The organism is Pseudomonas sp. NMI542_15, from assembly GCF_021283425.1.
GTDB lineage: Bacteria > Pseudomonadota > Gammaproteobacteria > Pseudomonadales > Pseudomonadaceae > Aquipseudomonas > Aquipseudomonas fortuita.
Map to the genome: position 1 here is coordinate 1 of NZ_JAJSRO010000045.1, position 13,271 is coordinate 13,271.

The following is a 13,271-nucleotide window of genomic DNA, read 5'->3' on the forward strand; positions in this document are numbered from 1 at the left end:
GAAACTTCGTCGGCTGCGCACCTGGCGTCTGCTCGATCGCCCAGCTGGTAATCAGGGCCACCAATTCTGAGCGGTACCGGCGATGCACACCGCTGACTTTCCCGCGAACGCGGGCCTGGTCGGGAAGCTCGCGCAAGCCTTGCAGCTCATCGAGCAGTTGCTGCAGCTCGGGCTTAAAGCGCTGTCGTTGTTGCTCCAGGTCGTTCAGTAGCATAGCTATAGTGCTCAAGGACTAGTCCCTGAGCACTATAGCCGCTTTCCTACCAGGTTGTCAGATGCTGTATCGTTACGGTTGTGTATCATATCGTGTATTTCATATTATTATGAATATGATACGATATACGATACGAAATAAAGGCAACAAAAAACCCGCTGTAGCGGGTTCTTCTGATTCTGGCCAGGCTACTGCAGGTAGCGCTGCACGAAAGCAAAGGCCTGGGCCTCCACCTTCGTGCTAGGCCGCAGCTCACAGCTGCACTGTTCATCTACGCCGTCGCGCAGGATGGCAAAGCCATGCTTTCCCGCGCTTGTCGGCCAGTAAACGACGCTGTATGCCTCCCCCTTAACAGCCTGCACGGCCTGTTGCAGGCGGCTTTCGAGGTCGAAGACGGATGGCGAATTGAGTGCAAATGTGCCCATGTCTGTGCTCCCTTTTTTCTTGTTATTTGCCTTCGATTTTAGGGATGAGCCTGCAACAGTGCCAGCAGTCGCTGCTGTCGGTGTTTTTCATCGCGGTACCGCTGCAGGCGGGTGGCCAGTTCAGGCACTGGAGCAGGCTTCGCAGCGGCGCGGAGCTCGGCTTTAACCTCATGCCCTGGGCGCTGCAGCAGCGCCGCGAGCATCGCCAGGCCGATGCGCTGCAGGTGGATCTGATGGCCTACAGCAACACGGAAAGCGACCCGATCGGCGATCGGCCAGGCTTCCACCAGGTGCTGCTCCGCATCGAGCTCGGAGAGGAACACCAGGCCGCGCTGCAGCTTGCTACTCAGCATCATCTTTTTGCGTCAGTCCTTCGCGCACATATTTTCCCATGCTTGCCAGCTGCTTGAGCACCGTGCTGGAGGGCGCGCCTGTCAGCAGTTCGTCCACGATCATGGAGGTGGCGAAGCTCCCCAGTGGATTGCTTTTGGCGGAAACCAGGCCTACCGCATAGGCGCCTACGAGACTATCAGTATCAATTTGCATGTTGCTGCTCCGTGTTTCGTTGCAGCATGCAATGTCTTTAATCGTCTGTAAATATCGTTAAAAAACAAGTACATAAGGCTTTTTTCTGGATGTACATCGTAAGGGGTAGCAAGGCCCTTCAAAAAATTCTTGTGCATACCGTTACTACGGTGCATACTGTGCATACGGTTAACACAGGGATAACGGTGCACACAAATGAGCAGCAGCAAAGACGACATAGTCCTTCAGCAATTTAAGGCCGAACTCGCCAAGCAGGATGAATCCTTTGCCTGGCACACGCTTTCGCTCTACCCGGAAACCATCAGCAAACTGCCGCTCGATGACCTCCAGTGGTTTGCAGCAAAAGCAGCGATGTTCGCAGTCGTCTTCGCCATCGAGGCAGGTCGAAATCATCCGGTCACCGAGGACATCCTCAAGCACCTGGTGCTGGAGCTGAAACCCCGTTGCGCAGAGCTCAAGCTCGTGTATGATGGTGATAACGGTGCACACGGTGTGTATCGTAACAACGGTATGCACTAATGACCAAAATCGGAATGATTAATGGCAAGGGCGGTGCTGGCAAGTCCACAGCGTGTGTGGCTTTAGCCGCCGCGCTGGCTACAAAACACCGTGTTGCGCTGGTAGATCTCGACCCCCAGGGGTCGATTAGCAGGTGGTGGGAGATGGCGCAGCAGCCGGCCAATTTGTCGGTGTTCAAGTCGCATAAACCTGCCGACCTGGACAAGCTGCCCAAGGACTTCGATTTTGTCGTGGTCGACACCAAAGGCGAGCTCAGCGCTGATGCGCTGCCTTACATCGACCTGGCTCTTATGCCTGTGGCCCCCAGCTTGTTTGATGTGTGGGCTATGGCGGACACGATTGACATCGTGACCACGCACCAGAGCAAAAGGCCTGCGCTTCGCGCAGCGCTTTTCGTCAATCGCCTCAAGCCCAACACCGTCTTGGGCAAGGACGTGAAAGACAGCATTTTGGGTTACGGCGTGCCGTGTTTGCGCACGGTTTTGAGTAGTCGCGAGGGCTACCCGCTGAGCATTGCGCGGGGCAAAACACCCGTGAGCTCCGGCGATAGCGATATTCGCCTTGAGTCGCTGCGGCTTGCCGAGTTTGTTAAAAAATTCATTACTACCGGTGAAACCGGGGAGAAGAAGAAATGAGCCTGCTAGGAAATCAAAGCAGCAAAGCTGCTGAAACTGCACCCAAAGCTAAGGCCAAAGCCCAGGAAATCGGCGATATCGGCAAGACAAAAGCTTCTGAGCAGCGCCTGGCGTTGCGCATCGAGCCGGCCAAGCGCGAGAAATTTAAGCTCGCGTGCATGCGCAACGGCACAAACATGACTGACGCGCTGCAGGCCTACATCGACAAGTACATTGAGGAAAATGAAGGTTGATCTTGTGCTAACGGTATACTCGGTTACTACCGTAGTAACCGTTGTTACCGTTCGCACAAAAAGCCGCGTGGCGAATTTGCTGCGCTGCGCTGCGCAAACCGCGCTCTCGTAAACCAAGCCCCGGCCAAAAGCACGCCGGGTCTTGGCCCTTCGGGCTTCGATCGCTTTCGCAAAATCAACGGCCAGATCAACAGCAACAGCGACTATGTTGCGCTTCGCGCAGCTGTCTCAAGGGCCAGATCACAAGCAAACAGCAGCACACGGCCCGCCGCCCTGCGGCAGGGAAAAATGGCCGCAAGCGGCCTGGCTTTGACCGCAAAACCGGGGCCCGGCCAGAGCCCCTGTGTTGCCAGGCCGGCCTGGCTCAGGCCTCTGGTGCTGGGCTCTCCGGCTTCGCCTGAGCCTGCGCTTTGAGCAGGTCGTTTACCTGGTGCTGCAGCTCGCGGTTGTCTGCTTTAAGCTGCTTGAGCTCGCCCAGGGCCTCCTGGGCGCTGGCCAGCTGCGCCTGCGCCTTCTGGCTTTCGCCAATGGCTTGCTGCAGTTCCTGTGTGCGCTGATCTGCGCGGCCTTGAGCCTGGGCAGCTTGCTCCAGCGCCGCTTTCTCGCGAGCCTCAGCAGTCGCGGCGCGGGCCTCAGCAGCGGTGAGTTGCGCGGTAAGCACAGCCCCATTCTTCTCCGCTTCCTGGCGTGCAGCCTGGGCGGTTTCCAAGGCGTCGCGCAGGCGCTGGATTTCTGCAGATTGCTCAGTCAGGCGCTCGCCGTTCGCCTCTGCCTTGAGTTGGGCTTTGGCTACCTCGACCCTCGCAGCCTCGCCTGATTCGCTCTCACGCTTCAAGTCGACCACCAGGCGTTCGATCTCGGTTGCGCGCTCCAGGGCGGTGGCCTGGAAGCCGTCGCGCTCGCTTGTCACGTGGGCCAGCTGCTCAGCCAGCTCGTCGCGTTCCACTTCCAGGCGCTCACCAGCGGCAGCCAGGTCGGCAGCTTCGGCCTGGGCGTTAACCAGGTCGCCTTCTACCTGGGCTTTTGCAGCTGCAGCACTGCGTGCCAGCTCCCTGCCAAAAGCATTGACCAGGTCAGAAGGCAACTCATACGAGGCGCTCTGCTGTGCCGGTTGAGCATCACGCCACGCGGTCAAATGCCGGTGGATTGTGTTTGGTGAGCCAGTTCCCAGAAGCTCACGCACCGCCTTGATGGTGGGGGACTTCGCTTCACCTACTAGCTTGTCTGCCGCTGCTGCGACTTCGTTATACGAGATACCTTCGCGTGCCATTTCGTGTCTTCTCCAAATGTATCGTATCGGTGTATTCTGTATCTATATGTATATGATACGAAATACGATACGAGTACACAAGCACTATTTTTGAGCTTTTCGTACTTTGTTTGAAAGTACGTAATTGCGTGTTCGGGAGGGGTCAGGTGCTGTTTCCGTACTGTGTGTTTGAGTACAAAAAGCCACGCAGTGAGCACAGCGATCGAAGTGGCAATTTATCCCCTGGGGGCGAAGCGGGGGCGTGTGCTGCTTTTTGCTCTTGCCTCTGGTAACTCGCTTCCTGGCTAACCTCTGCCATTGCTGTCCGATGTTCGATTAATGCAATTATTGAGCTGGCAAAATATCTACCGTTGTTTAACCAAACTGCCAACCAAGTTTTGCTTGCAAATATCAAATCTGCTTTTGGATACTGTGTTTGCAGCGGGAATTAAGGTTAGGAGCCAGGGCTAACTCGCTTACGCGAGTTTCGGGGATCGCTACGCTCACCCCTCCCTGGCCAGGCATCGCTTTGCTCAGCCTGGGTTCGCTGTGCTCACTAAAAACAACAACAAAGAGCTGCCGTCATGACTGAAAAGAAAGCATCCAAAAAGCGCCGTGGGCCTGCTCCGCGCCCTGCAGAGCAACAGCGGAACCACCGTATTTCGATCTTTCTTACGCCTGCGGAATATCAGCTGGTCGTCGATAAGGCTGGTGATTATCCGCTTCCGGATTTCGTTCGTAACTGCGCGATAGATGGCAAGTACGCGCCGAAAATCCCGGTCAGCCCAGTGATCCCGAAACTGAATTTCGAGGCCTGGAAAAAGCTGTCGCGTGTCGCGAACAACATCAATCAAATTGCTCGCCGGCTGAACGCTGAGCAGAACGTCGGTCTGCGTGAAGTGGTGGAATGCCTAGCCGCGCTCCGCCTAACCCTTGTTGATATGAAGCCGCATTCAAAGGCTTTCGACAGCAGGGCGCATTCATGAAAGGCATGCAAAAGATCAAGCGCGGCAAGGGCTTTCGTGGCGTGCTGAACTACGGTTTCAAAAACAGTCACGGCATCCTTAACGGCGAGCTGCTGGGCGGCAACATGAGCGGTCTAGACCCTCGCGCCTTGGCCACGGAATTCGGTATTTCGCGACGTGCCAGGCAGGACGTCGACAAGCCGGTTTGGCATAACAGCCTGCGCTTACCCGCAGGGGAAACCATGAGTAAGGACAAGTGGTGCAAAGTCGCTGATGACTACATGCAGCGCATGGGTTTTACCGATGCTCACCAGCGCGTTTACATCATGCACGACGAACCGAATGGGCAGCATATACATATAGTTGCTAGCCGCATTGGGCTGGACAAGTCTTTGTATTATGGCGAGAACGAAAACCTGAAAAGTACCAGGGTTATACAACGCCTGGAAAAAGCCTATGGGTTGCAAGTTACCAAAGGCCCGACATATGAAAACGGCAAGTTGGTGCAGCCTGAGCTGAAAAACTTCACCGCTGGGGAGTACGGAAAATCGGAGCGGACGGGCGAACAGCCTCTGCGCTATAAGCTGGCTGCGCAAATTGACCTTGCCCTGCAAAACCAACCAACTGCGGTGCAGTTTGTCGAGCGCTTGCATGCCCTGGGTATCACCGCAAAACCTAACTTCAGCAAGGAAACGCTTAACGGCTTTTCTTTTGTAATTGATGGTGTGCCATTCAAGGGCAGCCAGCTTGGCAACCAATATAGGGGCCAGGCCCTTTTTGAACGGGGTATGACTTATGACAGTGCGCGAGAAGCTGAAACGCTTAGAACCCTCACTGGAGCAGCACGCTCAAGTGCAGTCGATCATGGAGCTCCAGGAGCAGCTGAAGTATCTGGACTTGGATCAGTTGCAGGTGATCGCGAAAGCGTACTGCGAGGCGATAGCAAAAGAGATTCTGCCAGTGAGCACAGCGCTGTCAGCGTTGACGGAGGAAGCGCGCACGATCGGCAGCAAGCTGCACCACACGCTGAACAGAGCGAGCGAGGAACTGCCCAAGCTGACGGAACAGATCCGCAACCAGGAGCAGCCGCTGAGGGCCATTCAGGGCAAGCTGCAGGTGCTCGGCATAACCCTGGGCGCATTACTGACACTCAACCTGTGCGCGATCACGTACCTCATTCTTCGGGCGTAGATGCCGACTCCGGCGCAGGCCCGATTTTGACGGGCAACAAAGTGATCGATGAGCTGACACGCAAGGCGCATCAGGCAAGCCGAGCTGCTGTCGACAAGGGCATTAGGGAAAGCGAGCGGTTCTGGGCAGAAATGGCTGCTCAGCAGCTCGCCCAGGAAGCCAAAAAGCGCCAGGAAGGTAGGCGGCGCGATACATCTAATGCCAGATCGCAGAGCCACATCGACCGACTGATGTCCCTTGTCGCCGCCCAGATTCGCTCTGTCGGCGACATGAACAGCAAAAACATGATGCGGATGATCAAAGGTTTCCGCGTGGCCGAGCTGGAGGTGCAGGTGGTTGATAACCAGGTCGACATCGACGCTCGGAAAAAACCAATCAGGCGTGCCTTCAAGACCGAGGATCTTGTAAAACCCAAGGTGCTGGTGTGGCTGAAAAGGCTTAATTCGCATGGCCAGGACATATACATTCGTCCAGCCAGCCCGGAAAAATCTGGCCTTGTTTTGGTTGATGATTTGTCTGCAGGGCAGGTCTCCGCGCTGGAGGCTTTGGGCCTTAAACCAGCGATACTTACTGAAACTTCGGAGCACAACCACCAGGCTTGGATCAGGGTCAATTCTGACGGTTTCAGCCGCGAGGAACATGCAGCGATTACTGCGCTGATCCACGAAAAAATTGGCGGCGATGCCGGCTCCCGTGACCAGGAGCACTTCGGGCGTTTGCCAGGACTTACGAACCGCAAGCCCAATCGAGTTCTTGCCAACGGCAATTCTCCCTACGTGCTGTTGAAGCACTATTCAGGCGAGCTGGCACCAGGCGGTGCAGATCTCCTGCAGTACGCACGCGAACGCATCATGGAAGCGCACCAGGCCGCCCTGGACGCTGCTCAAGCCAAGACTATCCAGGCTACTGCGGCGAGCGAAATGAAGCTGCCAGAACGCGAACCAGGCGCTGCTATTCCCGCAGGCTGGATCAGCGCAGCATGGCAGCGCATCGAGCAGCGTGTGGGTGCTGGAGGGCCGGTAGACGCCTCACAAATTGACTTCCGGTGTGCCATCGAGCTCCGCATGCAAAACGTCAGTATTGGCGAGGCATTGAGGCTGTTTGATGAGCTTCCTGTGCGCATCCGAAAAGGCGGACACGCCGAGGATTACATGCTGCGCACAGTCAGTCGTGCCTATGCGCTTGTAGATTTACGAGCGGAAGGCAGGCCAACCCAAAATGTGGACTTGTCGAAAGAGGCGCGGCAGAGGTACCCGCATGTGTTCGAGCCTGGGCTGCAACCGCACCAGGTGCCGCAGGTACTGAAGACGAGCAACGCTGTTTTTGCCCAGCTGAAAGCCGAGGAAGCGAAGAAAGCCCTGGAGGCTCTAGAACAGTCGATCGATCATTCGATTGATAAGAAATAGCCCGTAATTACTGGGCTTTTGAGAAAGGAGTATTGCCAAAATGTCAAGCATCTTTGATGCCAGCGGTAGTAATTTTCGTCCGAAGCTATGGCGTCTGGCGATGCTATAGCGTAAATTTGGAGCTATCCGCTTGCTTTGCCGAGAAAAAAACCTAAATAGCAGGCAGAAAAAAGCCCACGCATTGGTGGGCTCTTTCCCGGAATCGACGCTCTAGTTTGGCGACCACGACGTCGATCCCCTTTGAAAACAAGGTCAGTATATGCAGAGCATACTCACGAAATCAAGATTAGGTCGCCACCTACGCTGCATTTGCAGCAGGTGGTGGCCATGTCAGCCTCGATAAATCAGCAGCTAAGCCTTTTTGGCGGTAGCGATGAGGCAGAGCTTTACCACTCTGCAGACTCGCGCAGCTACGTTGCTATTTGCACCCAAGACAGCGCCGGAAAATTTCACCAATGGTGCGTTAAGCCAGGCGCTCTGGCAGGCCATCTGGCGTTTCTAGAGCCCGCTGATGACATGAACGTTTGGATTAGCCAGGGCGAGTTTTCACGGCCTAATCGACGCATCGTCAACCTCACCAGGATGGGCGTTTGTTTCCTCGATCTCGACACGTACAAGTGCGCAGCCAAGGCCTGGACGCGCGAGCAGGTGCTGGCCAAAATCCAGTCTCTGTGCGCTGCTGCCGGCATTCCACCGCCGTCGCTGGTGATTTTTAGCGGCCAGGGCTACCAAATAAAGTGGCTGCTGAGCAGCTACCTTCCCCGCGAAGCGCTGGTGCGCTGGAACGTTGTGCAGGAGCAGCTGGTTAAGCTCTTCGAGCCGCTCGGTGCCGATCCTGCCGCCAAGGATGCGGCCCGCATCTTGCGTTTGGTCGGTACCACGAACCTGAAATCCGGAAAGCGCGTGGAAGTCGTGTATGCGCAATCCAGCCCCCAGGGCAGCCCAGCTGCTGTTGATTTTGAGCTTCTGGCCAAGTTGCTGCTGCCGCTCGATCGGCAACGCAAATCGGCAAAATCGACAAGCGCTAAGGCGACTGACAACACGCCATTTGAGCTTGTGCCCAATGACGCTGCAGGCCGCAAAAACAGCCTGCTGAAGGGGATTAACACCCGCGTGCTGGCATGGGATCGCCTACACGATCTCCGCAAGCTGGCCGAGCTGCGCGGCGGCATAGGGGAGGGCATGCGCAACACCTATTTGCTGGTAGTCGCGTGCCAAATGGCCTTGTCCGGGCTGATATACCCTCAAAACTTCCGTTCCGAAGTCCGAGCCTTGCAGAGTGAGATCTCCAATGATCCCAAGTGGCTGCGCGATCGCGAGTTGCTGGGCTCACTGCAGGCGCGTGTCGATGCACACTACAAACGGGAAAAGATCGAGTACAACGGTCGCGAGTTGACGCCCATTTACACGTACCGCACTTCGACAATCATCAGCTTGTTAGCTATCACTCCGGACGAGCAGACGCAGCTCAAGACGCTTATCAGCGCTGGCCTGGCCACAGAACGCAATACCGTCCGTGAGCGCACGAAGCGCCGCGCTGCCGGCGTTGTCGAGCGCGCTGAGTACCTTGATAAGCGTAAGCAAGCAGCGGCTGAGCGGCAGGCTCAGATCCTGGCGCTGCACAGCCAGGGTCTGACAGCCCTGCAGATCGCGGCGCACCTCGAAATCACCAAACGAGCCGTTAACATGGCCATCGCCAGTAAATGAGAAAGATTCTTGGCAAGTGGGAAATGGTGTGTGGCTACGTCCTTTGGCGAAGCCCCCTCCCATAGGGAGGCTTAGGCTTTTGCTTTATGGAAAAAAGGAAGGCTTTGGGATCCTTCCCTTGCTCCAAGAAAAAAGAGAAAAGGTGCTGCGTGACGGGGAGTGCTCCTGAGCATCATCTCAACTGTGAAATGGTGTGTCGCTACTACTAATGCTCGGGGGCTGAGTCAAAGCCTATATCAGGTACCGGTATCAGTCTTCGCTGATGTGGGTGCAGCAGCTGCCTCCAGGGCTTCCCGCAGCGCTTCTAGCGCGTCCTGCAGGCGGCGATCTTCGCGACTGTCGCCCGTTGCTGGCACAAAGCTCTGACAGTGCCTCAGCAGCGCCTCTAGGTCATTTTGGTTCAGATCAAAATCAATCGTCATTGGAGGCCACCTTCGGGCTGCTGTGTCGGTTGCGGTGCTGTTGTAGGTGAGCCATTTCCTGCTCCCACATGCTCAAGAAGCGCAGCCAGTCGCGCCCATAGCTGCCCTCTGGCAGCCGCGTCGAGCCTGTCGAGGCCTGGCCAAATCGCTCCAACCACGGTTCCGGTATGTCGTCATCGCGCACGATGCGAAACCCCCGCAGATCCACGACCGGTACCATGGAGCGCAGCTGCCCAATGGTCAGCTGGTAGCCGTCGCCGATCGGCTCCGAGCGCTCCAGGAACTCGACTTCACTGAGCATCACCAGCCATTCAGCGGCAGCGGGATCGCCAGGGCGGAGCCCCTGTAGCTGCCACAGTGCGCGGCGCCGTTGTTTTTCACGCTGCCACAAGCGCTTTTCCTGCTCTTCATCCATGTCATAGCTCCACCTCAAAACGCTTAATTCCTGCCTTAACGCAAAACCGTTCGATCGCGGTCAGGCTGGCCCAGACCCGTATGGGTTCCCGCTTGCTGCGTATCGGCAACCAGCGCCCTCCGAGGCGTGCGCTGAGCGCAAATCCAGCCCCTCCGGGGCCACGAGTCGCCTGGATTTCACGTACAGACGCGGTCTCGACGAGGGCCCGCAGGGTTTCTTGATCAATGGCGGTGCGCATGTGGTTCCTTTTTGTCTAATTCGAGTGGTCGCAACGTCCAGAATCAGGGCTCAGGTTTGGACTTCAGCTCTACCAGGCGCTCCTGCAGCAGGCGCTCGACCTGGGCCTGGCCATCGTTGCCAGGGTGGGCATCGAGCAGCTGCCCGAGCCAAAGCAGCAGCCCAGGGCGCTGCCCAGGAAAGGCCGACTCCCCCGCTTTGCCAGCGATGCTGAGCAGCTGCAGCAGCCTGGCGGTGCGATCGTCCCTCATGACAGTCAAAACCTCGGGCCAGTGTCGTCCTACGCAGCATGCCACAGCCATGGGGTGTGGTCACCCAGTCCTATGGGGTATGGATGACAGTACCCCCAGGACTGGACATCACGGGCGGTCGTTTCGGGGCCGCCGATTGAACATAAATCCCGTTATTAGCAGGTCAGGCGGCAAGATGAGAATTTTTCGCATTTAGACCATTCCTGATTACCCGGCGCAGCCGGAAATCCCTGCAAAATCACCGTCCGGAGTGCCGTTATGCTGGTCGCTCATTGATTGGGAGGGACTGAAGATGTGGGATTTTCGGAAAAAGCGGCAGACCGCTGAGCAGGCGCGCAAAGTGGAGCGTGTCCTGGAGGCCCAGGAGGCGTTTTTGGCGCTGTATGAGCAGCCGGCCAGGCCGGCGAGCCTGCAGGATGAACTGGATGCGGTGAAGGCCAGTTTTGAGCGTGGCCGTGACGAGTTTCTTCGGTGATTGCCGAAGAATCTGCGTGAACCAGGATGATCAAAAATGATCAATTTACTTGTATTAGGTTGTGCTTTTTGACATAGTAATCCTGCAACTGCGGAACGACTGACCGGATGAGATTGAACGTTCCCTAGCCCGAAAAGGGTGTTCGCGCAAGGCGAACCGAGGCGTAAGCCGAAGTGGTGTCCGGATCTGCTTTATCGAATACGAAGTACGAAAATGGCGCCTAGCGGCGCCTTTTTTCGTTTCTGCGGCTCAGCGTTTCGTTGCGGTAGGTTGACCCATGTAGATCTTGCCGCAGAGCAGCACGAACGCCATACCGCCCTTCAGATTCGGCCCTTCCGCAATGTCTTGGTGATAGGCGCTTTCCACCACTAGCTGCAGATCTTGCCATTGCCGGCGCTCTCTACCTGCCCGGCGCACTTCGAAAAACACGTGATACGGCCCGGTCGGATCCTCGATGGTTATCGAGTAGCACCAGTTGCGTTCAGCCGCCGTTTCCCAAACTCGGGTGCGTGGCGATTCCGCCAGGCCACTGATCAGGGCTGGCAGCTCACGGGATAGCCTGTGTCGGATCGGGCAAAAGGTGCGAGGTCTGGCGCTGCCGGCGTCGATGATGGGCTCACCTGCAGGATGCGTGGCAGCTTCGTAGCCCTTCGAAAAGCAGTGATTAGAAAACGTAACGTGCACGCGCAGCTTTTTCTTAGCCAGCTGGCTTTCCACCTCGAACGTGAAAGGCTCCAGGTGCGACAAGTCAATGGCCTGTCCAGCAACTACTAATGGGGGAAAGTACGAATCGGCCACGCGACGCTCCTTGTTATGGGCCTATTGTACCCGAAAATTTTAATCTGTTTGTGCAGGCGACGCGCAGGCGAAAGTCACGACCTGGTTGGGTCGTGTTCTTTGCTTTTGTTAAATCAGGTAGATGTACCTTCGGAGCAGGTGCTGAAGACCGCTGAAGGTGGCTGAAGCCCAGTATCCACGGGCCTTACAGGCGTGCTGCTAGATGGTATAAGCATGAGCAGAACAGTAATTGAAACTTTGATTTTTGACACTTTTTTATTCTTTGACATATTAAATCCTCTTATTTTTAAGTCATAGGCGCACTCCTATTTAGTTGGTTAATATCAAATTAACATTAAATTAGTTGTTTGCTTGAAGTTAGTATTGCATATGAAAAATCAAAGTCAACAGACTAAGTTAAACTTTTTTGCAAGTTAACTAGACTTGTTAACAAAATACACTAAGTTGAAAAACTTTCAATTCTTCAAGCTTTTGATAGTCTGTGCAATGTTCTCAGGGTTTTGGACAGTTTTAAACTGTCCAAAATTGACTTGTGACACGATGGTCATAACAAGCATTCCGGCTATGCAGATGCGACGAATAGTTTTGGCCAGGCTGATTTTAGTCGAAAAATTAGCCTTAACCGTAATTTCGATTTCGTTCATTTTTAGGATTCCAGAATTGGTGTTGTGGCCAGCATAGCCAGCCTCAAAAAGCGCTGCAAGCCCCGTAATCACTGGCCTTTGCGACCACACCTAAAGGAACCTAAAGGCTAACTGCGCGAGCCGATCCGCACATCCAATCCCATGTAAATGGCTGCAGGCCTTTAATAACAAGGCCTGCGAGATAAGTTTGGTGTGTAAAGTTGAGCGTTATTAAGTGCGGCGTACTCTATAAACCTATAGGCTAACTTTTTTCACCCGTCTGGGAAAACAGAGAAAAGGCGTAACCCTCACCTTAATAGCTTTTTCGCGCTGGGGTGATCGGCGGGTAAAGCTTCTGCAGGTTGCGCAGGCTGTCGAGGATCGCCATGAGCCGGCGCGCCTCCGGACGATGTCCGTCCTTAGGCTCGACCAGCAGGGCGGTATAAAGCTGGGCGATGCGCTGCTCAGCGGTGTTCAGTTCGGCCTGCACGTCGCGCTGCGCCTGCGCGGCGCGGGCCTCAAACGACGGTTGTGCTGCTTGGGAGTGTTCGGTCATCGCGGGCCTCCAGGGCTTTTGTAGGGATAGTGGCGGCAAACGTAACGGGGTAGTTTTAAAAGCTCAGGGACTAGTCCTCAAGAGCTTACAAACCTATATCGCTTTCTAGGAGCGCAGCGGCAAGCAGCTCCAGCTGGTCGCGGTCTGGCTCATTGTCCAGGGCCTGGGCATACAGCGCATAAACCTCAGTGGCCTGCGCAGTCACGCGCTCGCTGATTTTCAGCGAGCCCCGTTCGCCAGAACTGCGCTGGGGATCACACCAAAGCGCGGCCAGTCTGCCGTTGCTAAGGGCATGCTCAAATGTCTGCTTTTGCCAATGCGTGACGAGAAACTTCGTCGGCTGCGCACCTGGCGTCTGCTCGATCGCCCAGCTGGTAATCAGGGCCACCAATTCTGAGCGGTAC

20 protein-coding genes are annotated in these 13,271 nt (G+C 55.8%); 7 read left to right on the forward strand and 13 right to left on the reverse strand.

Annotation, left to right across the window (positions count from 1 at the left end):
* The 4 genes from LU684_RS30000 to LU684_RS30015 form a co-directional block, all read right to left on the reverse strand.
* Nucleotides 1-229: hypothetical protein (locus LU684_RS30000; protein WP_232895337.1), on the reverse strand; the 229-nt coding region annotated here is incomplete at its 3' end.
* A 173-nt stretch (nt 230-402) separates the two neighbouring features.
* Nucleotides 403-639, reverse strand: a complete 237-nt coding sequence (locus LU684_RS30005) for a hypothetical protein (protein ID WP_232895338.1) — start codon at nt 637-639, stop codon at nt 403-405.
* Between the two features lie 38 nt (nt 640-677).
* Nucleotides 678-995: a hypothetical protein gene (locus LU684_RS30010; RefSeq protein WP_232895339.1), complete on the reverse strand. Its 318-nt coding sequence runs from the start codon at nt 993-995 to the stop codon at nt 678-680.
* Nucleotides 982-1,185, reverse strand: coding sequence for a hypothetical protein (locus LU684_RS30015; RefSeq protein WP_232895340.1), 204 nt, complete (start codon nt 1,183-1,185; stop codon nt 982-984). The genes LU684_RS30010 and LU684_RS30015 overlap by 14 nt, the downstream gene beginning before the upstream one ends.
* 195 nt (nt 1,186-1,380) lie before the next feature.
* On the opposite strand from LU684_RS30015, the gene LU684_RS30020 reads away from it, so the two are divergent.
* From LU684_RS30020 to LU684_RS30030, 3 genes are read left to right on the forward strand one after another with little or no spacing between them, the layout of a single operon-like run.
* Nucleotides 1,381-1,704 (forward strand): hypothetical protein, encoded by a 324-nt coding sequence (locus tag LU684_RS30020; RefSeq protein ID WP_232895341.1) that lies wholly within the window; start codon nt 1,381-1,383, stop codon nt 1,702-1,704.
* Entirely contained in the window at nt 1,704-2,339 is a 636-nt protein-coding gene (locus LU684_RS30025) for a nucleotide-binding protein (RefSeq protein ID WP_232895342.1), read from the forward strand. Before LU684_RS30020 ends, LU684_RS30025 begins: the two co-directional genes overlap by 1 nt.
* The gene (locus tag LU684_RS30030; protein WP_171483056.1) at nt 2,336-2,572 is read left to right on the forward strand and encodes a plasmid partition protein ParG; all 237 of its coding nucleotides are present in this window, start codon (nt 2,336-2,338) and stop codon (nt 2,570-2,572) included. Before LU684_RS30025 ends, LU684_RS30030 begins: the two co-directional genes overlap by 4 nt.
* Nucleotides 2,573-2,936: 364 nt before the next feature.
* On the opposite strand, the gene LU684_RS30035 is transcribed toward LU684_RS30030, so the two are convergent.
* Nucleotides 2,937-3,842, reverse strand: coding sequence for a DNA-binding protein (locus LU684_RS30035; RefSeq protein WP_232895343.1), 906 nt, complete (start codon nt 3,840-3,842; stop codon nt 2,937-2,939).
* A 563-nt stretch (nt 3,843-4,405) separates the two neighbouring features.
* Here LU684_RS30035 and mobC point away from each other — a divergent pair.
* The 3 genes from mobC (at nt 4,406) to LU684_RS30050 (ending at nt 9,090) form a co-directional block, all read left to right on the forward strand.
* Nucleotides 4,406-4,807, forward strand: coding sequence for a plasmid mobilization relaxosome protein MobC (gene mobC, locus LU684_RS30040; RefSeq protein ID WP_232895344.1), 402 nt, complete (start codon nt 4,406-4,408; stop codon nt 4,805-4,807).
* Nucleotides 4,804-7,383 (forward strand): relaxase/mobilization nuclease domain-containing protein, encoded by a 2,580-nt coding sequence (locus LU684_RS30045; RefSeq protein WP_232895345.1) that lies wholly within the window; start codon nt 4,804-4,806, stop codon nt 7,381-7,383. The genes mobC and LU684_RS30045 overlap by 4 nt, the downstream gene beginning before the upstream one ends.
* Before the next feature lie 327 nt (nt 7,384-7,710).
* Complete coding sequence (locus LU684_RS30050) at nt 7,711-9,090, forward strand: RepB family DNA primase (protein ID WP_232895346.1); 1,380 nt, start codon at nt 7,711-7,713, stop codon at nt 9,088-9,090.
* A 236-nt stretch (nt 9,091-9,326) separates the two neighbouring features.
* On the opposite strand, the gene LU684_RS30055 is transcribed toward LU684_RS30050, so the two are convergent.
* Genes LU684_RS30055 through LU684_RS30070 form a run of 4 tightly spaced genes read right to left on the reverse strand, consistent with a single transcriptional unit; the run spans nt 9,327 to nt 10,415 of the window.
* Nucleotides 9,327-9,512 carry a hypothetical protein gene (locus LU684_RS30055; protein ID WP_232895347.1) on the reverse strand — a complete coding sequence of 62 codons (186 nt, stop codon included), beginning with the start codon at nt 9,510-9,512 and terminating at the stop codon, nt 9,327-9,329.
* Nucleotides 9,502-9,927, reverse strand: a complete 426-nt coding sequence (locus tag LU684_RS30060) for a hypothetical protein (RefSeq protein ID WP_232895348.1) — start codon at nt 9,925-9,927, stop codon at nt 9,502-9,504. The genes LU684_RS30055 and LU684_RS30060 overlap by 11 nt, the downstream gene beginning before the upstream one ends.
* 1 nt (nt 9,928) lies before the next feature.
* Nucleotides 9,929-10,165, reverse strand: coding sequence for a hypothetical protein (locus LU684_RS30065; RefSeq protein ID WP_232895349.1), 237 nt, complete (start codon nt 10,163-10,165; stop codon nt 9,929-9,931).
* Between the two features lie 43 nt (nt 10,166-10,208).
* Nucleotides 10,209-10,415 (reverse strand): hypothetical protein, encoded by a 207-nt coding sequence (locus LU684_RS30070; protein WP_232895350.1) that lies wholly within the window; start codon nt 10,413-10,415, stop codon nt 10,209-10,211.
* A 292-nt stretch (nt 10,416-10,707) separates the two neighbouring features.
* Here LU684_RS30070 and LU684_RS30075 point away from each other — a divergent pair, with 292 nt between their 5' ends.
* Nucleotides 10,708-10,890, forward strand: a complete 183-nt coding sequence (locus tag LU684_RS30075; RefSeq protein ID WP_232895351.1) for a hypothetical protein — start codon at nt 10,708-10,710, stop codon at nt 10,888-10,890.
* A 249-nt stretch (nt 10,891-11,139) separates the two neighbouring features.
* Here the strand turns inward: LU684_RS30075 and LU684_RS30080 are convergent, their stop codons facing one another.
* The 4 genes from LU684_RS30080 to LU684_RS30095 all read right to left on the reverse strand — a co-directional run.
* Entirely contained in the window at nt 11,140-11,688 is a 549-nt protein-coding gene (locus tag LU684_RS30080) for a hypothetical protein (protein ID WP_232895352.1), read from the reverse strand.
* Nucleotides 11,689-12,143: 455 nt separating this feature from the next.
* Nucleotides 12,144-12,332: a hypothetical protein gene (locus tag LU684_RS30085; RefSeq protein ID WP_232895353.1), complete on the reverse strand. Its 189-nt coding sequence runs from the start codon at nt 12,330-12,332 to the stop codon at nt 12,144-12,146.
* 292 nt (nt 12,333-12,624) lie between these two features.
* On the reverse strand, nt 12,625-12,867 hold the full coding sequence (locus tag LU684_RS30090) for a hypothetical protein (RefSeq protein WP_232895354.1): 243 nt from the start codon (nt 12,865-12,867) through the stop codon (nt 12,625-12,627).
* 85 nt (nt 12,868-12,952) lie between these two features.
* The coding region (locus LU684_RS30095; protein WP_232895355.1) for a hypothetical protein at nt 12,953-13,271 on the reverse strand (319 nt) is incomplete at its 5' end.